This window comes from Thalassobium sp. R2A62 (assembly GCF_000161835.1).
GTDB lineage: Bacteria > Pseudomonadota > Alphaproteobacteria > Rhodobacterales > Rhodobacteraceae > Thalassobium.
In genome coordinates, this window is record NZ_GG697169.2 from 1,403,519 (window position 1) to 1,424,351 (window position 20,833).

A 20,833-nucleotide genomic window follows, 5' to 3' on the forward strand; every position below is an offset into this window, starting at 1 on the left:
TTCAAAGTCTCCAATTCTTGGGCGTGAAGCCGCCCGTCATCTGATCAAGTGTGAGCAGCAACATTTGGCGCAGCGCATAGCTATCAGTGGCCAAAACGCGGGCGACCAAAACGTCTGGTTGCAGCAGGCTGGCCCCGCCTTTTGGGCCCAGCGCATCGCGCAGGTGCTCTAGGTGTTGCTCGACGTGCGGGTCGACCAAGACAATGCTCGCCGCCGCACCTGCGCCATCGGCCGTCGCTGTCCGGTTGCTGATGCGGGACAGATCGCCCCGCACCGCAATGCCGTCGAGATAGAGCGGCACACCGCCACGGAAAATGGAAACACGATCGCGCAACGACACTCGTTGGATTACCTCGCCAGATGCGCTGCGGCCAAACACCAACGGCTCGACCATCAAAAATTTGGCCGTCGGGGCCAATTCAACGGTCAGCCGCCGATCCAGTGCCGATTTGTCGAACAGGATCGTCTCTTGAGGCAGCCACTGAACCAATGCGCCGTCCGCCACTGTAATCATCGTTCGGACCTGTGCCGCACGTACATCTGGTGTCGCGTAGACACGTTCGGCCGCTTGGGTCGTGATCCGCAATGTCGCGGCCTGTTTAGCCGTCGCTGTTAGGGTGAAATCATCGCCGCCCGTCAGACCACCCGCAGTGTTCAAAACGACCGCAGTTACAGCACCGGTTGGATCACGAGGAAACACAGCCCGCGTTGATCCCTGCTCGCGCAGGTCAGCCAGCTGGGTTTTACCAGCCGCACCTGCAACGATCAGGTCCAAACATCCCTTTGCCCGTTGCAAAGACGGCAAGGTCACAGGTTTGTGCAAGGTCATCGGCAGTCACGGCAGCATATGAGAGCAAGATAGGTCATCGCCACTCACAAAATCGCCAGACAAACACTGGTACAACAAAATCCACCAACGGGTGGCGACGGCACTAGAGTAATAATCTCGGATGCTTAAAATTTAGGCTGCGTGCAGCTTTTGTGAGCAATGTGGGGTGAATCGAACCTAAGATCCGAATGGTTCAACCAGATCCGCAGACAGAGCATATCCAATATCAGCAAGGTGCGTCGAGATCGACGAGACCCCGAACATGCCTACAACATTGACCGGCTCGTAGAGCCCCACGCTCTCGTAGGGTTCCGACGTTGTCACAAACACCAGCTGGTTTGCGGGCGGTGGCGGCACATGCACACAAGCCCCGACGAACGGCACCAGAATAAAGGCCGTGACGCCTGTTCCTGAGTAATCAATCGGAACAATGAAGCCCGGCAAACGAATGACTTGGCCGTTCCATTCGGTGCGAACACCACTGGATTCCGGCTGTTGGCTCGACAGCGGTGGTTGGTCGTGATCAAGCAACCCTTGAAGCATTGGCGGGATCACTTGCTGCCCCTCAGGCACCAAGTCAGTCCATTCAAGATCGATGAAACCATCAGCCCGCGCAAACTGCGGCAGCATGGACGCAGCTCCGATACCCGACACAAAGGTCCGCCGCCCGATGGAACGGCTTACCATATATAAATCTCCATCTCTTCAGCAGCCAGCGCATAGCCTGTTTCTGCGACTTCGGTCGATGTGATTTCATGCCCCATTTTGCCCGTGACCCAGACAGCTTCCCATAGATCATCACCGGGCCAAGGCGTTGCCGTGGTCACAAAAACCAACTGGTTTGGCGGCGGTGGCGGCGTATGAATGCAAGCCCCCACATAAGGCACCAAGACAAAGCTGGTGACCCCGTCGGTCGAGGTCTCAATCGGAATAATAAAGCCCGGCATTTTGATGTAGGCCCCATCCAAGACAGGGTTCAGTTTTTTTGCGTTCTCGTCGAACTCAGGCAGCCACAGATCATTGCGCTCGTCCATGACGCCTTCGCCGATGATCTCGGAATACGGTACACCCGGCGGGATCAGATCTTCCCACATGATTTCGATCGCCTGACGGGCAAGTGCAGTTCTCGGCAACGTTGCCCCAGCAGCCAAGGCTCCGGCCATCAAATGTCGACGTGATAGATGCATGACGTATGCTCCTAAATCCTCAGATTTTGACGATCATACCATCTGCGAGGGACATACGGTAGGCTCTGAATGCAGGTACCATGCTCACAATTGCGCCAGCAGCCACAACGCCCAAGATCACCCAAAGCTCTCTGAGGGTCGGTGGTCCAATCGGCAACCACAGCCCAAACGCGCTGTCGATCAACGGCTGACCAACGAAAAGACCCATATAAAGAAAACCCAAACCGAGCAGCGCACCAATTGCGGCCATCAGGACCGCCTCTAGCACCAACAGCCCCAGAATTACCCGTGGTCGTGCGCCCATGGCGCGGAAAATCGCCATTTCGCGGCGGCGTTCGTTCAGACTAGAGAATATCGTGGCCATCATGCCGATCAACGCGGTGACCACCACCATCGCGGACACCGCGATCAGGGCCGTTTCCGCGATACCGACGATTTGCCACAGCTCTTGTAGCGCAACACCAGGCAAAACGGCGAGCAACGGCTCTCTGGAGTATTGGTTGATAGCTCTTTGCAAACCAAAGACTTGCAGCCGGCTCTTGGTTCCGATCAGGGCCGCCGTGATCGCCTGAGGTTCAAGCGGCATCTGCCGAATGACATCTGCAGGCGTCGATTGGCCGGGAATTTGCGCACCACTTTGCCAATCCACGTGGATCGCCTCGATTGCCCGCAGGCTAACAATCACCGTGCGGTCCACCGGCGTTCCGGTTTTTTCCAAGATGCCAGAGACGCGAAACGGCTGATCTTTGTGCTCTGAAAACGAGGCCAGCCCATGCGCCACGACGATAGGATCATCGATGTCATAGTTCAACGTCGCCGCAACATCCGCCCCAATCACGGCATCAAAGAGATCGTCCATCAAGAAACCGCTTTGCACCGCAAGGGATTGCCCAGAGCGGTATTTGTAACGCTCGAAAAACTCGGGCGTGGTGCCCATGACGCGGAACTGTCTATGGCTGTCACCCAAGGAAATGGGTACGATCCAATCGACCTCAGAACGTTGCTGGATGTCCTGATAGCTGTCCCACGTCAAATTGTTCGTCGCATTACCGATGCGGAAAACCGAATACAGCAGCAACTGAACCGATCCTGACCGAGCACCAACAATTAGGTCGGTTCCAGAGATCGTATCGGCAAAGCTCGCCTTTGCGCCTGTGCGGACCTTTTCAACACCTAGGAACAGCGCGACCGACAACGCGATCGCGAGAATGGTCATCCCGACCGTCAATGCGCGCGCCATCAGCGACCCGATTGCAAGACGCAAGATCATTGCGCCCCCCTGACGGCCGTTGCGATATCAGCCATTTTAACAACGCGATCAAATTGCGCGGCCAATCGTGCGTCATGGCTGACCATCAAGACAGTCGTGCCATGGGCCTGCGACTGGGCAAATAACAATTCCAGAAACGTGGCCTGTGTTTCGGCATCCAATGACGACGTGGGTTCGTCTGCGATGATCAACGGTGGTGTTCCGATCAAAGCACGCGCCGCGGCGACACGTTGTTGTTGCCCCACACTCAGTGCTCCGGCTCGCGATGTCATAACACCCTGCGGTAGGCCCAGCGCATCGCACAGCCTTTGTGCCTCGGCCTCAGGATCGGCAATGCGTTTGCGGCGTTCAGGTGCGAATTGAAGCGGCAAAAGAATGTTGTCCGCAACGCTGGCAAAAGGCAGCAAATTGAACTGCTGAAAGATCAGGCCAATCTGTTCAGCGCGAAAACGATCCCGCTGGCCTGCCGACAGCTGGGCAATGTTTTGACCACTGACATTCACCTGTCCGGCGTCGGCGAAGATCGTTGCGCAAATCATTGATAGTAGTGTCGATTTACCCGAACCGCTTGCCCCTAAAAGCAAAACTGTTTCCGAAGGCGCCACTTGGAAATCCGGAACATTCAACCCAAAGGACGCCCGCCCCGGCCAGCGGTACGAGACGTCCTCAAGGTGTAGAATAGCAGGTTTTTCCGTCACGCAGCCCGCCTATCTAGAACAGACTGCTGAGGTCGAGTGTCGGGGCGTCCCGCTCTACCTCAAAGGCTGTCGCACCGGTTTCAGAGATCGCCTGCACTTCAACCTCGAGCGCATTCGGGAATGCCGCGAAGTAGGCGAAGTCGATACCGGTCACAGCCGAAATGTCGGAGCAGGTAAGAGTATACTCTGCATGAAATTCAGTGTGGCCAGCTTCGTCCGCATGGTCGTCGTGATCGTCATGGCCTTCTTCATCATGGTCGTCATGATCTTCTTTGTCGTGATCATGCTCGTCTTCATGGTCATCGTGATCGTCGTGCTCGTCTTTATCATGATCGTCATGACCTTCTTCCTCATGGTCGTGCTCATCATGCTCGTCTTTGTGATCGTCGTGGTCGTCGTGACCCTCTTCATCACGGTCATCGTGCTCGTCTTCGTCGTGATCGTCATGACCTTCTTCTTTGTGGTCATGATCATCATGATCTTCTTTGTGATCATCATGATCGTCGTGATCATCATGGGCCTCTTCGCTCTCTAGCTCGGCGTCGGCATCCACCACCGAACATCCAGCCGCATCAGGCAAAACGAACAAATCCAAAGGCTTGGCCAAAACCGCCAGTGCTGCATCAATCGATGCAAGGTCTTCATCGCTCTCGGCTTGGTATTCAAAACCCACGATATCCGCACCCGGTGCATGCAGTTCCATCGCAATGGTTGATCCCTCAAACGCAATATTCAGTTGGCCAACCCCATGCTCGTGAGCATCCAGTTGACGAGTTTCCTCCGCGAGGATTGGCGTTGCAGCGACAGTTGACAGCATAAGAAGGGACATAAGTTTCATCGAGAGCACCTATAAGGTTAAGAGGGTTAGGAGGAAATAGAACATCCATCACATTGTCCGTGGATCTCCACGATGTGACGGGTTGCATCAAAAGACGACTGCGCAGCAATCGCAGAAAGTTCGGTTAGCAAACGTGTGCCGTCATGCTCGTCAACACTGCCGCAATCGCCGCAAATGGTCAGAACGGGCACGGCGGATTCGTGATTGCAACGGCAGGGAACAAAGGCCTTGATCGACTCAAGCTTATGCGCGCGGCCCTGATCCGTCAGCGCGGCAAGTGCACGGTACACCGTAGGAGCCGCGATATCCGGCTCGTCTCTCTTCATCTGATCCAAGATCGCGTAGGCTGTCATTGGCTTATCTTGGGCATGCAAAATACCCAAAACATCAGACTGTCGGACTGCCGCTTGCTTGCGCATAGATCATCCCCTAGTTCCAAGTGCTCAGAGTTTGTTATTTTATAAAGTAACAAACTACAAGCCAACGGCAATTGCCATAAGAGGCAAACCGCTCAGTTCTGCTCGCCAACCTGCAGCACCAAACACAGGCACGGCTGGTCAGGCGAGAGAAAACCCTTTTTCCAACCTGCGTGATCGTGCAACCCTGCGCCAACACGCCGATACCAACGAGGGTCACAATGCCTAACGCGCCGCTCAAAGGGTGGAACCACACGCCCAATGTCCCACTGCAAGTGTCGCCATTTTTCAGCTGGCCACCCCGCCCTCTCGATATGCTCAAATGGGTTTGGGGTTCATGGTTCTTTATCAGCGAACGTCTAATAGTTGTCGCCATCGCCTGCATCTCGTTTTATTGGTTCCACCCCCCGCTTGAGGAAACCAGAACGCTCGCCTTTGGATGGATCGCGCAGATGTTCCTCCGCAATGTCACACTGATGACAATTGTCGCGAGCGGGCTGCATCTCTATTTCTATACCTTCACCAAACAGGGCCAGCGGCTCAAATACGACCCGCGCCCATTGATGAAGAATGGCCGCCAATTCACCCTAGGCGATCAAATTCGGGACAACATATTTTGGACGATCGCCAGTGGTGTCACCGTTTGGACAGCTTACGAAGTGCTGATGTTCTGGGCGATGGCGAACGGTTATGCGCCGATGCTAACGTGGGCTGCCAACCCTATCTGGTTTGTTGCACTCTTTGTGCTGATCCCCATGTGGGAGAGCTTTTATTTCTATTGGATCCACCGGCTGTTGCATGTCCCGTTTTTGTACAAACACGTCCACGCGCTGCACCACCGAAACATCAACGTCGGACCTTGGTCCGGCTTGGCGATGCATCCGGTCGAGCATCTGATCTTTTTAGGGTCGGTTCTGGTTCATTTCGTCATCGCCGCCCACCCGGTCCATATCCTGTTCCATTTGCAATATTACGCACTCACCGCAGCGACGACCCACACAGGGTTCGAGGGAATGGTGATCAAAGACAAGAACCGGCTTAAGCTGGGGACATTCCATCACCAAATGCACCACCGCTATTTTGAATGTAACTACGGGTCGCTCGAACTGCCGTGGGACAAATGGTTCGGGTCTTTTCATGACGGCACGCCCGAAGCCGATGCCAAAATCCGAGAGCGGCGCAAGACCCTGACAAACGGCTCGCGCTAGCGCCGGTCTAGGTCACACGGGGTTTCCTTTGCAGATCAGGTGTGGGACGATTTGCGCGTCCCAAGGAGAGCACACCATGAAAATCATTGTTGTCGGTGCCGGCATTGTTGGCGTGTCCTGCGCGATATGGCTGCAACGAGATGGCCATGACGTCACACTATTGGATCGCAATGGCCCCGCCTCCGGCACCAGCCACGGCAATGCAGGTGTCTTGGCGGCGGGGGCTGTGATCCCTGTGACGACACCCGGCATTGCGGCACGCGCGCCCAAGATGTTGTTGGACCGAAATGCGCCGTTGTTTCTGCGTTGGTCCTACCTTCCAAAACTTGTTCCATTCTTGGCCAAATACCTACGTTTTGGCACCGATGCTCATGTCGATCACTACGCCACTTCGATGTCAGCATTGCTGCATGACACGGTCGATCAACATCAACGATTGGCCGAAAACACCCCTGCAGCAGCCTATATTTCAGATGACGACTATTGCTTTGGTTACGCGACCGAGGCTGAATTCCGCGCCGACGCCTATAGTTGGCAAAAGCGCAAAGCAGCCGGATACACATTTGACGTCCACGACGGAGCATCGTTTGACCCAGCCTTTGGTCCAGCCTTTCACACCGTTGTTGCGTGCCACAATCACGGACGGATCAGCGACCCGGGTGCCTATGTCGCGGCCCTAGCCAAACACTTTGTCGACCAAGGCGGCACACTGCAGCTGTGCGAAGTGCAAGACATCCAGATGGCCGACAACATCATAACAGGGCTCGACACCTCCGATGGACCAATGCAGGCAGATCACATTGTCTTTGCAATGGGCCCATGGTCCAAAAACATCGCGCATAAATTGGGCGTCAAAGTCCCATTTGAAAGCGAACGTGGCTACCACCTAGAATTCATCAATCCCAGCGTGATGCCTAAATCTCCGATGATGGTGGCCAGCGGTAAATTTGTTCTCACCCCCATGGACGGGCGACTGCGCGCGGCTGGTGTCGTTGAATTTGGTGGGCTCGACAGCGGCCCGAGCCGTCCACCTTTTGAATTTCTGTATAGGCAGGTGCGCAAACTCTTGCCTGACATGACTTATGATAATGTCGTTGAATGGATGGGCCACCGGCCCGCCCCAGCAGATAGCCTGCCACTCATTGGCGCAAATGACCCACTGGGCAAGAGCTATAGCGCCTTTGGGCATCAGCACGTTGGCTTGACAGGTGGCGCCAAAACGGGTCGGATCATTGCAGATCTGATAGGTGATAAAAAACCGAACATAGATTTGGCACCCTTCGATCCAATTAAACACTCCGCGCGCTAGCGCGGTTTTGTCTGGGAGGACATCTATGACTTTTCTAAAGACAGTGACTCTGACCGCATTCGGTGCCTTGATGGGGACCACAGCAATGGCCGACGGCCACGCCCAATCTTGGGACATGCCGATGGCCTATGCGGCGACAAATTTCCATTCTGAGCATGGCGTGATTTTTGCGGATCTCGTCCGTGACTACACCGAAGGTGCGATCGACATTACAGTGCACCCGGGCGGTTCACTGTTCGGCGGTGGCGACATCAAACGCGCGATCCAGACGGGTCAGGTGCCAATCGGCGAACGCTTCATGTCTGCGCACGCAAACGAAGCTCCGCTCTTGGGGTGGGACAACCTGCCCTTCATCGCAACAAGCTATGACGACAACGCACGCCTCTGGGCCGCCGCACGCGACACTGTGAATGCACAGCTTGCAGATCTGAACCTTGTAGCGCTCTACACCTGCCCATGGCCGGGTCAAGGCTTCTACTTTAACCAAGAGGTGAACTCGTCAGACGACACCCAAGGCATCAAGTTCCGTTCTTACAACTCGGCGACCGCGACCTTTGCCGAAGAGCTCGGCATGATCCCTGTTCAAATCGAAGCCGCCGAATTGAGCCAAGCGCTCGCGACCGGTGTGGCCTCTGCGTTCATCTCGTCGGGTTCGACCGGTTATGACCGCCAAGTTTGGGAGCATCTCAGCCACTACTACAAGGTCAACGCTTGGCTGCCACGCAACTACGTGATGGTGAACACCCAAGTATGGGATGCGCTCGACGCTGATGTTCAGGCCAACATTCAAAAGGCTGCAGACGAGACTTCTGCGTCTTGTGCGGCCAAGTCGGCCGAGCTGGCTGGCTTCTACTTTGATGAGCTTGAAAAGAACGGCATGACGGTTGCGGACGCAGGTCCCGACTTCCTCGCCGAGCTAGAGACAATCGGTGCCAAGATGACCGCCGAATGGCTCGAGACCGCTGGTCCAGAGGGCCAAGCGATCCTTGATGCGTATAACGCAAACTAAGTGACTTTGGGCCAGCCAGCCCTGCTTGGCTGGCCCTTTTTCGATCCTGCTTTCCAACATATTGAGAGATAAGCATGCGTGATTGGTCGCCCGTAATGGGTCTGCCCCTTTGGGTTTGGCTCTTTGTACTACCCAGCTTGATCGGCGTTTTCTGCCTGATCGCGGGGCCACGGCTTGAACGCATCTTACGACCCGTGTGGCGCGTCCTCGACGGCGTCTATGTCGCCAGTGGCGCGATCGCGGGATTTTTTATGGTGATGATCCTGTCACTGATTGTGCTGGGTATGGTCGCCCGCTGGACCAGCGTCGCGGTGCCCGGCACGACCGAATTTGCTGGCTACGCAATGGCAGCCACATCCTTCTTTGCGCTGTGCTATGCGCTAACCAGAGGCGCCCATATCCGCGTTTCGATCATTTTGAATGCCAATGATTTCCTGCGACGCTGGCTGGATGTTTTTGCAGTCTTTGGCGCAGCGGTCATCGCCACATATTTCGCGCGCTACGCCGTCAAAGCGAATTTCTTTTCCGAAATGCTCAACGACCGGACGCAGGGCCAAGACCAGATCCCCGAATGGTTAGTGTCGCTGTTTTCGCTCGATTTCGCAGCAGCGATCCAAGGCAGCACAACCCTCGTTTATACGCCCGTTTGGATCCCACAGCTTGCAATGTCCATTGGCACCATTTTGCTGGCGATCGCACTATGGGACACGCTTTATAGAATGCTCGTTATGGGTGTGAATCCTATTGTGTCGGAGGCCGTCGAATGACCGAAGCCTACGCCACAATTGTATTTCTTTTCGTCCTTTTCACCCTGTTGGGATCATCGATTTGGATCGGTCTCGCATTGATGGGTGTCGCATGGGTCGGGATGGAGCTATTCACGACCCGCCCCGCAGGCGACGCCATGACCACAATCATCTGGACCGGCGCTTCGTCATGGACGTTGACCGCGCTCCCACTCTTCATCTGGATGGGGGAAATCCTGTACCGAACGCGACTGTCCCAAGACATGTTTCGCGGCCTCGCCCCATGGATGCGCTGGTTGCCGGGCGGCTTGCTCCATACCAACATTGCGGGCTGTACGATCTTTGCGGCCGTCTCGGGCTCATCTGCAGCGACCCTCACAACCGTGGGCAAAATGTCGATCCCAGAGCTGCGCAAGCGCGGCTATCCTGAATATATGATCGTTGGCACATTGGCAGGTGCGGCCACCTTGGGCCTGATGATACCGCCCTCGCTGACGCTGATTGTGTACGGCGTGTCGATCAACGAAAGCATTATCAAACTTTTCATGGCCGGTATCATCCCCGGTCTCGTTTTGGCAGGGCTCTTCATGTCCTACATCATGGCTTGGCACTTTTTGCGCCCATCAGAGCGCCCCACCCCAGAGCCATCAATCAGCTTTCGCACAATACTGGCCGAAAGCCGCTTTTTGATCCCTGTGCTGTGCCTTGTCTTTGCTGTGATCGGATCAATGTATTTCGGCTGGGCGACAGCGACCGAAGCCGCCGCTGTCGGCGTTCTGGGTGCCTTGACCTTGGCCGCACTCCAACGCTCACTCAACTTTGGAACGTTCTTTGAAAGCTTGATGGGGGCTACCCGCACATCCGCCATGATTGCTTTGATCCTGATGGGTGCTGCGTTCTTGTCTTTGTCGATGGGCTTTACGGGTCTTCCACGCGCGTTAGCCGCCTACATCGATGGCCTGAACCTGTCGCCGATTACACTAATCGCCGCGCTCACGGTCTTCTACGTGATCTTGGGCATGTTCCTTGATGGCATTTCATCGGTCGTCCTAACCATGGCGATCGTAGAACCTATGATCCGCCAAGCAGGGATCGATCCAATCTGGTTTGGTATCTTCATTGTGGTGGTGGTCGAAATGGCCCAAGTCACGCCCCCAATCGGGTTCAACCTGTTTGTGCTCCAAGGCATGACCCGTCACGAGATCGGCTATATCTCAAAGGTTGCGCTGCCGATGGTGGCCCTGATGCTGGTTATGATCGTGCTGTTGGTTGCGTTTCCGCAATTGGCGACGTGGTTGCCCGAAAACATCCGCTAGCAGTCGTGCGCCCGTCCGTCACAGTCCTGCAGCTTGATACCGATTTCCCGCGGATTCCAGGCGATGTCGGCAGTCCTAAAACCTATATCGGCGATGTTGAAATCCTGCGCATCCCAAACGCCACTGTTGGGCAAATCGTCAGCGCAGATCCCGCCGTCATCCCAATCGCACCGTTTGAGCAGGCCATGCGCCAAGCCACGGGCGACCTGATCGTCACGTCTTGTGGCTTTTTATCCTATTGGCAAACGCACCTACAGGCTCAAACCGATCGGCCGTTTATCAGCTCGGCTTTGATCGCCCTGCCCGACCTTCTGACGCGCTTTTCCCCTCAGGACATCCTCACCGTCACCTTCGATGCAGATAGCCTAAACACCCATCATATTGGTGACATACAACCCGATGTAATTGGCCTGCCCAAAGACAGCCATCTGCGGCAGGTCATATCCCATAACAGCCCGACCTTGGACCAAGCCCTCGCGCGGCAAGAGATCACCGATCTCGTCGCGTCTCAATGCAAACCGCACCACAAACATATCCTGTTGGAATGCACCAATTTGCCACCCTACAAATCTGCGATCACCAGTCAGACTGGATTGGATGTATCGGACATTTTGACCTGCATCGAAACCAAACGCCCCAGTACGATTGCACCAATGTTCCTGGCGGGCGAAATGCGGATCTGACGCCCCAAAAACGGATCAGCTATTCAACAACGCCGCCATCTTCGCCTGTGTCACTGGTTTTCTGACAAAGTCGTAGGCTTCGGTACCTTCGACATGATGGCGCCCAGACATCAGAACTTTGATCGCCTCGGGGCTTGAAAAAGTACCAGAACTCAACACATCTCGTCCGTCCAGCGTACCGCCCAACTCGAGGTCGCTGATTATCAATTCAAACGTGCTCACGGACAGCTCGTCTATCGCGGCAACAGGGTCTGCAAATACGGCCGCATCATACCCCAAATTCTCGAGAATACCGACAACAACTTGGCGTGTCTTTTGATCGTCCTCGACCATAAGCGCGCGCTGGCCATTTGGAACGCAGGGTGCAATTTCGTCAAGTGTCGACATTGGAAGCGTCGCCGTTATGGTCGAGCCACGGCCTATTTGGCTTTCAATCCGCAGGTCACCCCCTGTTTGCAGGATAAAGCCATAAACAATCGACAGGCCCAACCCTGTTCCACCTTCATTCATCCGTGTTGTGAAAAACGGCTCGATGGCGCGTTTTTTTACTTCATCGGCCATGCCCTTTCCGGTATCCCAAACGCTTATCATGGCTTGGTCATCCTTGGTTTTTCCAAGAGTGATCTCAATCGACCCTCGCGCCTCAATCGCATGGTTGGCATTCATCGCAAGATTGAGAATGGCAGACTCGAGTTGTCCGGGATCAGCCAGAACCCAGAGCGCGTCATCGGTATATGTAATGGTGAGATCGACATCCTGCTTTAGTCCAATCTCAATCAGCTCGACCAACCCTTCGACGAGGGTATTCAAGTCGATCAACTCCGGTGCAAGGTTCTGTTTGCGCGCAAAGGCCAACAGCCGCTCGACGAGCAATGATCCATAGTCGACACTGCTTTCAATCGCCGCAAGTGAGGGGTCTTGAACCTCAGCCTTTCCATGACGGACCAAATGCGCATGGGTGCGGATCGTCGACAGGATGTTGGCAAAATCATGTGCAGTGTCACCCGCCATTTTGCCCAAGGTTTCGATCCGCTCGATCTGTTGCAGCCTATCCGTCATGTTCTTTCGTTCTGTCGCACCCGACAACAACCAAACGCGACCATCGTCAGGCAGCTTGCTCGCCCGCAGCTCTAGGTGTTGCCCATCAACCGAGGTCAATTCTAAAGATCCACGATGATCCTTTTCCATCCCCGTCTTAGCCGCCGAATTCTTGAACCGACTGGCATGAAGCCAGCTCACAAACTCTCCTTTGGGCAGGCCGTCATTTGCATGATTTAGGATCCGAGCGAACGCAGGGTTTCTCGCGGTAATTCTGCCTGTCTGATCGGTGATCGCGATGCCGTCCAAGATGTTGGTAAAGACCTTTTCAAACAGCGCGTTCCGCTGGTCCAACTGCCGGTTCGATCGGTCCAACCTTAGGGCGTTGGCGCGAAAAATGCGGAACGAACGGAACAGATCGCCGATTTCATCACCGGCACCAATCTTTCGCGGCAGCGCGCTGGTTCTGTCCCCACTGGCCAGTCGCACCATGGCTTCTGACACACGCGTGATGTTGAACGTGACATAGCGCGACACAAATAGCGCCGCAGCAAGCGCGAGCCCAAGGCTGATGATACTGATGGCGGCCATTGAGAGGCGCGTGAACGAAATCGTCGACGAAGACGCCCCGCGTTCGTCAGCTAGGAAAACCTCAGCTTGATCCGCATAAGCGCTGGCAACCAGATTGATGCGGTTGGCATCATGCCAAATGCGAAACAGGGCGTTTTGGGCATCCAGATTTGTCGCCAACTCTTGCCGTCTTAGCTCAAAAACCACTGACGGGCCCCAAACGATTTCCTCTAGCTCAGCCAAAAACCTGTCTTGCTGCGCCGTCAACGGTCGTGGCTCTAATACCCCACGCTCGCGTTGATAGTGTCTTTGCTCTTCGCCAACCCCGATCAAATTACCAGCATAGGCCGCGTTCAATGCGTCAGCAGTCATGCTATGAAGCGACCACCAATTCAGGCGGACATCGACATCGACACCGTCGGTCGTACGCACCGCCGTCGCAGTTTCGCGCTGCGCACCCAATCGCGCAATTTTGCCGCGCAGTTCTGCCTGCCAACCGTCCAATGCCGCCGAGGCCGCAACAAGGTCATTCACGCCCAATTCCATACTTTGAATGATCGCATCCACATCTGCGTTTTGATCGACATCAAAGGTGGCCGTGGGCCAATTCAATTGAACACCGTCCAACACTGACAACAGTTTGCTGCCTTCTTGCTCGATCAAGAAATTGGAACGCTAATTCAACAAATACGGCGCAGACGTCGCGAGATCCGATGGCCGTCTCCGACCGCATCATTGTGATGAACAACGCCGAGATTGCCCAAGAAGGGACACCAGCCGATTTGTACGAAAGTCCCAGCTCTGCGTTCATTGCGGACTTCATTGGTGACGCAAACCTTGCCACATGTCAGATCAAAGACATTTCGGGCGACATTGCAACCGTGTCCCTCGACAACAACCGCTTTCAAATCCCGAACAGCGGCTTGACCAAAGGGGATGCGCAGATCGTGTTGCGGCCTTATCAATTGACCCTCGCAAAGGCCGACGCCCCAAGCATCAAGGGCCAGATCAGCTATGCCGCCTACCTTGGCAAAGAAGTCCAATACACCGTGGAAAGCCCGCTGGGTTCTCTCTTCGTCATCTCAAATGTTTTGGACAACCCGTTCGCAAAGGGTGACACAGTCAGCATCCAGTTCAATGAAAACCACGCACGTCTGGTTGCTGCATAGCTCTCTTATGAAAGGCTCTGATAGGTGCTGAAACTACCCCGCATGTACCAAGGTGTTCTGTTCGATATGGATGGAACATTGGTCGATTCTCGTGTCGTCCTAACCCGTGTCTGGACCGAATGGGCTGACAAACACGGCTTGGATGCCCCGTCCATTCTAGCCGCATCTCACGGCCGTCGCGCCATTGATACGATTAGGGATTTTTCAAAAGGCCAGATGGATTGCGAAACCGAGGCTCATGACTTTGGCGTCGCAGAACTGTCTGACATGGACGGGATCGTTGCAATTCCGGGGGCATCAGAACTGCTTGGCGAACTTCCCGGCGAACGCTGGGCGGTGGTAACTTCGGCGGGTCGCGAGCTGGCGATCCGCAGGCTCACCGCCGCCAAACTTCCGATCCCTAAGGTTCTCATCAGCGCCGAGGATGTCGACGTCGGCAAGCCGGATCCATCCTGCTTTGTCATGACCGCTTCAAAACTTGGCATCCCGGTCCAAGACTGTCTGATCTTTGAGGACGCCCCTGCAGGTATCCAAGCGGGTCAGAACGCAGGCGCGGATGTCGTCGCCATCAGCCATGCGATCGATCAAGCGTTCGGCACGAATTGCCCGATCATCAAAGACTACCGCGCAATTCAATTAGGGCTGCTCGGACACCCTTGATCACAGCAAAACTGGTTGCACATTCACCAGCGTGATGGGCTGCGATCAATGACCACGGACATCCGACAACGTCGTCTCGCCCAGCCGTTCGATCAAGCTTTGCTCGATGTCACGCATGACACCAGTCACGCGGTGGTGCAGTGCATTTTCCACCGAACACGACGAGACCGGATTATCCGTCTCGGTGGCGATCAGGCTCTCGTCCAGTGCCAGATAGACATCTGCCAAAGTAATTGTTTCGGGTGCTCTGGCCAGTTTCCAGCCACCAGCATGCCCCTTTTCCGAGGTCAGCATCCCCGCTTCGCGCAGTTTGCCCAGCACCCGACGTACGACCACAGGGTTTGTGCCTGCGTGATTCGCGATGTCCGCAGATGTCCGCGTTTTACTAGGATCGCCAGCCATATGGCTGAGTGTATGTAGAGCCAAGGAGAGACGGCTATTGCGCTTCATCTGCGATTTTTCCCTTCGTGAACGGCATAGGTAACAATTGCGGTTGCATTCGTCTAGTAACTGCGTAAGTTACGTGACTCTTTAAACCCCACTTGGAGAAATCTAATGCCAGATACACGCCTTCCTGTCACGGTCCTTTCCGGTTTCCTAGGTGCGGGAAAAACGACGCTTCTGAACAAGGTCCTTAACAACCGCGAAGGGCGACGCGTCGCCGTAATTGTCAACGACATGTCCGAGGTTAACATCGACGCAGACCTCGTGCGGGCTGATACAGAACTCAGCCGGACCGACGAGACGCTAGTCGAGATGTCGAACGGGTGTATCTGCTGCACATTGCGCGACGATTTGCTGGACGAGGTCCGCCGCCTCGCTGCAGAGGGACGATTTGACTATCTCCTGATTGAATCGACCGGCATCTCTGAACCTTTACCCGTCGCTGCCACTTTCGATTTCCGCGATGAATTTGGCGACAGCCTGTCTGATGTCGCGCGGCTCGATACGATGGTGACCGTTGTCGATGCCGTGAACTTGCTGAATGACTATTCATCCCACGATTTCCTACGTGACCGTGGTGAGACGATGGGCGAAGAAGACGAACGGACACTGGTGCACCTGCTGACCGACCAAATCGAATTTGCGGATGTGGTCATCCTGAACAAAGTGGACAACGCCGGAGCCGACAAGGTCGATGCCGCGTGCAAGATCATCCGCAGCCTGAACGCGGATGCCGAAATCATTGAGACGAACCATTCTACTGTGGCGGCGGACAAAATCCTCGACACGGGTCTATTTGATTTCGATCAGGCCCACGAACACCCGATGTGGGCAAAAGAGCTGTATGGTTTTGCCGACCACGTACCAGAAACCGAAGAGTACGGCGTTGCCTCATACGTTTACCGTGCGCGTCTACCGTTTGTACCGGAACGTATTTTGAACCTGCTGGATGGCGATCTTCCCGGTGTCATTCGGGCCAAGGGTCACTTTTGGATTTCGACGCGCCCCGATTGGGTCGCCGAATTCTCGTTGGCGGGATCTTTGTCTTCAGTGGAACCACTGGGCACGTGGTGGGCATCCGTACCCGAAGACCGCAGACCAACCAACGAAAGCGCCGTTGCCTATGTAAACGCCCATTGGCAGGAACCGTGGGGTGATCGCCGCCAAGAGATCGTCTTTATCGGGGCCGGTATCGACTGGGCAGAATTGAAGACCCGTCTCGATACGTGTCTTGTTCCTGCCATGGCGACCACTGGACCAAATGACCTACCTGACTTCCCTGACCCGTTCCCCTTGTGGCGCCGTGTCGAGGATGCAGCGTGATCTTTGCGCAAAATAAATTCCATGACGCCCCCACCAGTTTTGCTGTCGTCGATGATCCATCATCGCTAAGTGACTTCCTCAATCCGAGTTGCCCCGGCGCGATCTGGCGACGGCAAATTCCAAAAGACACTCAATCTTGGCTGAACAAACTGAAGGAGGAACGCTTGCCACGAGGCCGCATCGTGACCCGGTCCACCGCCGTTGCCGATGTCGTCGGGTACCTTTGCGATTTGTCCGGTCTTCCTAGCGGGCCGGAACGCGATTGGCTAGAGGCAGACATTGTGGCCTTGTCCGATATGTTTTCTGATCTCTTGGGCGCTGCATTTCTGCGGGTCAGGCTCTCTGTAGTGACGAACAACGCCTGCCGGAAATTCCACGTCGATGCGCTCACCGCGCGTTTGATTTGCACCTACCGGGGAACAGGCACGCAGTATGGGGTCTCTTCAACGGGGCAAGATCCCAAACGTGTTTTCACGACGCCTACGGGGACACCGATCCTGTTGCGCGGGACGCTTTGGCCGGATCAACCTCCATCAGGTCTTGTGCATCGATCCCCCCCTATTGAAGGGACCGGCGAAAGCAGGCTAGTTCTCGTTCTCGATCCGGTTTTCGACCCTGAGGATGAACTATGAACGGCAATCTGGGACAAAGCAGCCTAGGCCGACGGCGTCGTTCGGGCGATCCAATGGCGGCATATGACGCCTTGCCAGCACAGCTGCGATGCTGGTTGTCCCAAGCGGCCCTGCCTTGGTCCCCCAAATCCGCCAAACGCATTTGGTCCAAGTCACTGGCCAAAGGGTTATCCCCCGAGCAAACACTCGCGTCCCTAAGCCAAGCAGAACTCCGCACTCTGGCACGAGACCGCCAATCCACAGCATTCTATTCTCAGTCTCAGGACTAAGCAAACGACCTGCATCTACTGTTCTTCACCGCAGGTTTAGTCGTAGCTGCAGCGCTGGGAGATGCCGCCTAGCCTTTTGCATTGACGACAAGGGTTTGGCAGCGACTGAAATCCAACAATCAATCCGATCAAACCCAGCTCTAATAGTTCCAAAGCATGCCGTCTTGCAGGCACACTACAGGATGAGTGCCCGGTTTATATTCATAACGCGCCGCTTCCTTTTCATCGAAGTCGACACCGAGCCCCGGGGCATCATTGACATAAACCATGCCGTTTTCCATGACATGCTCGGACGGAAACAACGCATCGCATTCGGCCACTCCCAGAACCAAGTATTCCTGAATACCAAAGTTAGGGGCCCACGCATTCAAATGATGCTGCGCCGCCATCGAGATCGGTGAATGGCTCGGCGCGCCGTGAAAGCCCGTGCGGACATGGTGCAGGCCTGCGAGATCGACGATACATTTGGCATGGGTAATTCCACCCGCACAGGTTACCGCCACGCGATTAAAATCAATCAGCTCGTTTTCGATGAGCTTGTTACAGTCCCAGATCGAATTGAACACTTCGCCTATCGCAATCGGAGTGGTCGAGTGCTGTCGTAGCAGCCGCAAAGCCTCTTGATCTTCGGCGGGCGTAGGATCCTCTAGCCAATAGAGCCCGACAGGTTCGGGCGCAGTGTTACCAGCGACGTTTGAAACGGTTACGACATCTTCGATTTGCATGCCTCTTATCGAAGCCATTTTGCATCAACTCACAGACCGCAGATCAATTGGACGCCCCGCCGTCAGCCCGTTGATGGCCGTGAGAATGCCCATTCGGTCGATGCCAAAGTGGTGGTAAAGATCCTGAATGGTCCCCGTTTGCCCGAAATGTTCTACCCCAAGCGATACCGCGCGGTGACCTGCCACCGACCCAAGCCAGCCCAGCGTCGCAGGGTGGCCGTCTATCACGGTTACGATGGAACACGTGCTAGGCAAATCCCCAAGCAAGGTTTCGATATGCGAACGTGCCGTCATGCTCCCACGCGCCCGTGCGCGTTGCGCCGCGGTCCAGCCTGCGTTCAGCCGATCCGCAGACGTTATGGCCAGCACACCTACATCGCGCCGCGCATCGGCCAGTTGGCCAGCTGCTGCGATAGCTTCTTGGGCCACGGCTCCTTGATAGGCGATCACTACATCGCAATTTGGCCCCGGTTTGCGCAGCCAATAAGCTCCATCCACAGCCCCTTGGCGGAACGCATCATCCAAGCGCTTGCCAGGTTGCTCCAGCGGAGCTGTTGTCAGCCGCAGATAAACCGAACCACCCGTCTCATCGCGCAACCACGTGCGCTCATCTGGGTCGCCGTCACCATCGCGCTGCATATAATCAAAGGCCCACCCCATGATCACAGCCAATTCATCCGCAAAGGCAGGTTCGAAACTGGCTAACCCATCTTGGGCTATGCCCGTCAGAGGTGTGCCGATAGATTGATGTGCCCCACCTTCAGGAGCGAGCGTCACACCAGACGGCGTGCCCACGATCATGAACCGCGCGTCCTGATAACATGCGTAGTTCAGCGCATCGAGGCCACGGTGCACGAAGGGGTCATAGACAGTGCCAATCGGAATGACCCGCTTACCAAAGAGCGAATGTGACAGACCGGCCGCACCCAGCAACAAGAACAGGTTCATCTCGGCAATGCCAATTTCAAGGTGTTGGCCTTCGGGGGCAAAGTTCCATTTCGCAGTCGACGGAATCCGGTGCTCGATAAAGGCGTCCGCCTTCTCGGCGCGTGCAAACAATTTGCGCCGATTGACCCATGGTCCGAGACTGGTGGTGCCCGTCACATCAGGCGAAGTTGTCATGATCCGACGCGCCAAATCGCTGTTACCCTTGGCTAAATCATCAAGGATTTTACCAAACGCCGCTTGGGTCGAAATCTCGCGGTCGGTTGCAATATCGATCTGAGGCACAGGCAATGCTGCGTCAGAAAACCTGCGCGGGCCATTGGCAAAAAACGGTGCTGTGTCCATGAAGGTCTGGAATGCAGACTTGTCTGTGACCGTCGCCAGCGGCTCCCATTCTTGTCCTTCGGGCACGCCCATATGCGTCTGCCAATCCGCCATCTGCGCCTTGGTCATCAACCCGCCGTGGTTGTCTTTGTGACCTGCAATTGGTGTGCCCCAGCCTTTGACCGTGTAGGCTAGAAAACACACAGGTCTATCGTGATCGATGCTAGCGAATGTCTCGGCCATTGTTTGCACACAGTTCCCACCAAGATTTTCCATCAAAGCGGCCAATGCGTCATCATCGCGCGCGTCCAGTAGGGCCGTCACCGTTCCCTGATCACCCAGATCATCCATCAAGCGTTTGCGCCAACCGGCACCGCCTTGGTAGGTCAGCGCGGAATACTCCTGATTGGGACACGCCTCGATCCAATCGCGCAGCGCATCACCGCCGGGTTCGTCAAACGCGGCCCGTTGCAACGCCCCGTATTTCACACGCACAACATCCCAGCCGAAGGCATCAAAGATCTTTTCGATCCGCGCAAACAGCCCTTCACGCACGATCCCGTCAAGCGACTGGCGGTTGTAGTCAATGATCCACCAACAGTTGCGCAGATCGTTTTTCCAGCCCTCTTGCAAGGCTTCATAGATGTTGCCTTCGTCCAGCTCGGCATCGCCTACTAACGCGACCATTCGGCCTTGGGTCACATCCGTACCCCAATCCTTGGCGGTAATGTAGTCCTGCACCAGTGAGGCCAGCGACGTGATCGCAACACCCAAGCCGACAGAACCGGTGGAAAAATCAACGTCATCCACATCCTTCGTGCGGCTTGGATAACTTTGCACGCCACCTAGCCCACGAAAATTCTTCATCCGGGCGCGATCCATATTGCCCATCAGATATTGTATCGCGTGAAAGACAGGGCTGGCATGAGGTTTGACGGCAACACGATCTTCGGGGCGCAGGGCACTGAAATAAAGTGCTGTCATAATCGACACCATCGAGGCTGAGCTCGCCTGATGGCCACCAACTTTAATCCCGTCCGCCTTGGGGCGCAGGTGGTTGGCATTGTGGATCATCCAATGGGACAACCAAAGCAGTCGTTGTTCCATCGTTCTCAGGTGTGATGTGTTCTGTGTCATAGCTCTTGAATATGCTGTTTCTCGCACCGAATGGGACTAAAATGGTGTGCAATATGTATCAATTGCGCAGTAATACCGCGTAATATTG

The 20,833-nt window shown here is 55.3% G+C and carries 22 protein-coding genes; 11 read left to right on the plus strand and 11 right to left on the minus strand.

The features are described 5' to 3' along the window. Position 1: 1 nt before the first annotated feature. From TR2A62_RS07000 to TR2A62_RS07030, 7 genes are all read right to left on the minus strand, one after another. Positions 2-829: an urease accessory protein UreD gene (locus TR2A62_RS07000; protein WP_009158310.1), complete on the minus strand. Its 828-nt coding sequence runs from the start codon at positions 827-829 to the stop codon at positions 2-4. 177 nt (positions 830-1,006) lie between these two features. Next, a complete protein-coding gene (locus TR2A62_RS07005; protein WP_040820347.1) occupies positions 1,007-1,516 on the minus strand; it encodes a DUF3299 domain-containing protein in 510 nt (169 codons plus the stop codon). Further along, on the minus strand, positions 1,510-2,016 hold the full coding sequence (locus TR2A62_RS07010; RefSeq protein ID WP_009160426.1) for a DUF3299 domain-containing protein: 507 nt from the start codon (positions 2,014-2,016) through the stop codon (positions 1,510-1,512). Before TR2A62_RS07010 ends, TR2A62_RS07005 begins: the two co-directional genes overlap by 7 nt. A 19-nt stretch (positions 2,017-2,035) precedes the next feature. Continuing rightward, entirely contained in the window at positions 2,036-3,286 is a 1,251-nt protein-coding gene (locus tag TR2A62_RS07015; RefSeq protein ID WP_009157595.1) for an ABC transporter permease, read from the minus strand. Further along, positions 3,283-3,984, minus strand: a complete 702-nt coding sequence (locus TR2A62_RS07020; RefSeq protein ID WP_009159797.1) for an ABC transporter ATP-binding protein — start codon at positions 3,982-3,984, stop codon at positions 3,283-3,285. The genes TR2A62_RS07015 and TR2A62_RS07020 overlap by 4 nt, the downstream gene beginning before the upstream one ends. Before the next feature lie 13 nt (positions 3,985-3,997). After that, positions 3,998-4,822, minus strand: coding sequence for a DUF2796 domain-containing protein (locus tag TR2A62_RS07025; protein ID WP_009159102.1), 825 nt, complete (start codon positions 4,820-4,822; stop codon positions 3,998-4,000). A gap of 26 nt (positions 4,823-4,848) precedes the next feature. Further along, positions 4,849-5,241 (minus strand): Fur family transcriptional regulator, encoded by a 393-nt coding sequence (locus TR2A62_RS07030; RefSeq protein WP_009159740.1) that lies wholly within the window; start codon positions 5,239-5,241, stop codon positions 4,849-4,851. Positions 5,242-5,459: 218 nt separating this feature from the next. Between TR2A62_RS07030 and TR2A62_RS07035 the strand changes: the two genes are divergently transcribed. The 6 genes from TR2A62_RS07035 to TR2A62_RS07060 all read left to right on the plus strand — a co-directional run bounded on the left by TR2A62_RS07035 (position 5,460) and on the right by TR2A62_RS07060 (position 11,509). Continuing rightward, on the plus strand, positions 5,460-6,446 hold the full coding sequence (locus TR2A62_RS07035; RefSeq protein WP_009160539.1) for a sterol desaturase family protein: 987 nt from the start codon (positions 5,460-5,462) through the stop codon (positions 6,444-6,446). A 76-nt stretch (positions 6,447-6,522) separates the two neighbouring features. Continuing rightward, the gene (locus TR2A62_RS07040; protein WP_009159731.1) at positions 6,523-7,755 is read left to right on the plus strand and encodes an FAD-binding oxidoreductase; all 1,233 of its coding nucleotides are present in this window, start codon (positions 6,523-6,525) and stop codon (positions 7,753-7,755) included. A gap of 70 nt (positions 7,756-7,825) precedes the next feature. Further along, positions 7,826-8,764: a TRAP transporter substrate-binding protein gene (locus TR2A62_RS07045; protein WP_150103575.1), complete on the plus strand. Its 939-nt coding sequence runs from the start codon at positions 7,826-7,828 to the stop codon at positions 8,762-8,764. A 74-nt stretch (positions 8,765-8,838) separates the two neighbouring features. Beyond that, positions 8,839-9,531: a TRAP transporter small permease gene (locus TR2A62_RS07050; RefSeq protein WP_040820351.1), complete on the plus strand. Its 693-nt coding sequence runs from the start codon at positions 8,839-8,841 to the stop codon at positions 9,529-9,531. Beyond that, positions 9,528-10,826 (plus strand): TRAP transporter large permease, encoded by a 1,299-nt coding sequence (locus TR2A62_RS07055; RefSeq protein WP_009159329.1) that lies wholly within the window; start codon positions 9,528-9,530, stop codon positions 10,824-10,826. The genes TR2A62_RS07050 and TR2A62_RS07055 overlap by 4 nt, the downstream gene beginning before the upstream one ends. A gap of 5 nt (positions 10,827-10,831) precedes the next feature. Continuing rightward, a complete protein-coding gene (locus TR2A62_RS07060) occupies positions 10,832-11,509 on the plus strand; it encodes a hypothetical protein (RefSeq protein WP_009160141.1) in 678 nt (225 codons plus the stop codon). A gap of 15 nt (positions 11,510-11,524) precedes the next feature. On the opposite strand, the gene TR2A62_RS07065 is transcribed toward TR2A62_RS07060, so the two are convergent. Then, the gene (locus tag TR2A62_RS07065; protein WP_009158189.1) at positions 11,525-13,780 is read right to left on the minus strand and encodes an ATP-binding protein; all 2,256 of its coding nucleotides are present in this window, start codon (positions 13,778-13,780) and stop codon (positions 11,525-11,527) included. Positions 13,781-13,830: 50 nt separating this feature from the next. On the opposite strand from TR2A62_RS07065, the gene TR2A62_RS07070 reads away from it, so the two are divergent. Then, positions 13,831-14,286 carry a TOBE domain-containing protein gene (locus tag TR2A62_RS07070; RefSeq protein ID WP_009158879.1) on the plus strand — a complete coding sequence of 152 codons (456 nt, stop codon included), beginning with the start codon at positions 13,831-13,833 and terminating at the stop codon, positions 14,284-14,286. 24 nt (positions 14,287-14,310) lie between these two features. Then, complete coding sequence (locus TR2A62_RS07075) at positions 14,311-14,946, plus strand: HAD-IA family hydrolase (protein WP_009157637.1); 636 nt, start codon at positions 14,311-14,313, stop codon at positions 14,944-14,946. Positions 14,947-14,991: 45 nt separating this feature from the next. Here the strand turns inward: TR2A62_RS07075 and TR2A62_RS07080 are convergent, their stop codons facing one another. Further along, complete coding sequence (locus TR2A62_RS07080; RefSeq protein WP_009158462.1) at positions 14,992-15,396, minus strand: Rrf2 family transcriptional regulator; 405 nt, start codon at positions 15,394-15,396, stop codon at positions 14,992-14,994. A 105-nt stretch (positions 15,397-15,501) separates the two neighbouring features. Here TR2A62_RS07080 and TR2A62_RS07085 point away from each other — a divergent pair, with 105 nt between their 5' ends. The 3 genes from TR2A62_RS07085 to TR2A62_RS07095 are packed head-to-tail and all read left to right on the plus strand — an operon-like array spanning position 15,502 to position 17,614. Continuing rightward, positions 15,502-16,713, plus strand: coding sequence for a GTP-binding protein (locus TR2A62_RS07085; RefSeq protein ID WP_009157701.1), 1,212 nt, complete (start codon positions 15,502-15,504; stop codon positions 16,711-16,713). Then, on the plus strand, positions 16,710-17,345 hold the full coding sequence (locus tag TR2A62_RS07090) for a DUF1826 domain-containing protein (protein ID WP_009160585.1): 636 nt from the start codon (positions 16,710-16,712) through the stop codon (positions 17,343-17,345). Before TR2A62_RS07085 ends, TR2A62_RS07090 begins: the two co-directional genes overlap by 4 nt. Further along, positions 17,342-17,614, plus strand: coding sequence for a DUF6525 family protein (locus TR2A62_RS07095; RefSeq protein WP_009159800.1), 273 nt, complete (start codon positions 17,342-17,344; stop codon positions 17,612-17,614). The genes TR2A62_RS07090 and TR2A62_RS07095 overlap by 4 nt, the downstream gene beginning before the upstream one ends. A 140-nt stretch (positions 17,615-17,754) precedes the next feature. Here TR2A62_RS07095 and TR2A62_RS07100 read toward each other — a convergent pair whose 3' ends face one another. Further along, positions 17,755-18,339: an enolase C-terminal domain-like protein gene (locus TR2A62_RS07100; RefSeq protein ID WP_223296083.1), complete on the minus strand. Its 585-nt coding sequence runs from the start codon at positions 18,337-18,339 to the stop codon at positions 17,755-17,757. A 24-nt stretch (positions 18,340-18,363) separates the two neighbouring features. After that, positions 18,364-20,745 carry a 1-deoxy-D-xylulose-5-phosphate synthase N-terminal domain-containing protein gene (locus tag TR2A62_RS07105; RefSeq protein WP_040820356.1) on the minus strand — a complete coding sequence of 794 codons (2,382 nt, stop codon included), beginning with the start codon at positions 20,743-20,745 and terminating at the stop codon, positions 18,364-18,366. Positions 20,746-20,833: the final 88 nt, after the last annotated feature.

Coding starts and splice junctions, on each gene's coding strand:
- TR2A62_RS07000 (WP_009158310.1), bottom strand. CDS start 829: ATGACCTTGCACAAACCTGTGACCTTGCCGTCTTTGCAACGGGCAAAG.
- TR2A62_RS07005 (WP_040820347.1), bottom strand. CDS start 1,516: ATGGTAAGCCGTTCCATCGGGCGGCGGACCTTTGTGTCGGGTATCGGA.
- TR2A62_RS07010 (WP_009160426.1), bottom strand. CDS start 2,016: ATGCATCTATCACGTCGACATTTGATGGCCGGAGCCTTGGCTGCTGGG.
- TR2A62_RS07015 (WP_009157595.1), bottom strand. CDS start 3,286: ATGATCTTGCGTCTTGCAATCGGGTCGCTGATGGCGCGCGCATTGACG.
- TR2A62_RS07025 (WP_009159102.1), bottom strand. CDS start 4,822: ATGAAACTTATGTCCCTTCTTATGCTGTCAACTGTCGCTGCAACGCCA.
- TR2A62_RS07030 (WP_009159740.1), bottom strand. CDS start 5,241: ATGCGCAAGCAAGCGGCAGTCCGACAGTCTGATGTTTTGGGTATTTTG.
- TR2A62_RS07035 (WP_009160539.1), top strand. CDS start 5,460: ATGCCTAACGCGCCGCTCAAAGGGTGGAACCACACGCCCAATGTCCCA.
- TR2A62_RS07040 (WP_009159731.1), top strand. CDS start 6,523: ATGAAAATCATTGTTGTCGGTGCCGGCATTGTTGGCGTGTCCTGCGCG.
- TR2A62_RS07045 (WP_150103575.1), top strand. CDS start 7,826: ATGGGGACCACAGCAATGGCCGACGGCCACGCCCAATCTTGGGACATG.
- TR2A62_RS07050 (WP_040820351.1), top strand. CDS start 8,839: ATGCGTGATTGGTCGCCCGTAATGGGTCTGCCCCTTTGGGTTTGGCTC.
- TR2A62_RS07055 (WP_009159329.1), top strand. CDS start 9,528: ATGACCGAAGCCTACGCCACAATTGTATTTCTTTTCGTCCTTTTCACC.
- TR2A62_RS07070 (WP_009158879.1), top strand. CDS start 13,831: ATGGCCGTCTCCGACCGCATCATTGTGATGAACAACGCCGAGATTGCC.
- TR2A62_RS07080 (WP_009158462.1), bottom strand. CDS start 15,396: ATGAAGCGCAATAGCCGTCTCTCCTTGGCTCTACATACACTCAGCCAT.
- TR2A62_RS07085 (WP_009157701.1), top strand. CDS start 15,502: ATGCCAGATACACGCCTTCCTGTCACGGTCCTTTCCGGTTTCCTAGGT.
- TR2A62_RS07095 (WP_009159800.1), top strand. CDS start 17,342: ATGAACGGCAATCTGGGACAAAGCAGCCTAGGCCGACGGCGTCGTTCG.
- TR2A62_RS07100 (WP_223296083.1), bottom strand. CDS start 18,339: ATGCAAATCGAAGATGTCGTAACCGTTTCAAACGTCGCTGGTAACACT.
- TR2A62_RS07105 (WP_040820356.1), bottom strand. CDS start 20,745: ATGACACAGAACACATCACACCTGAGAACGATGGAACAACGACTGCTT.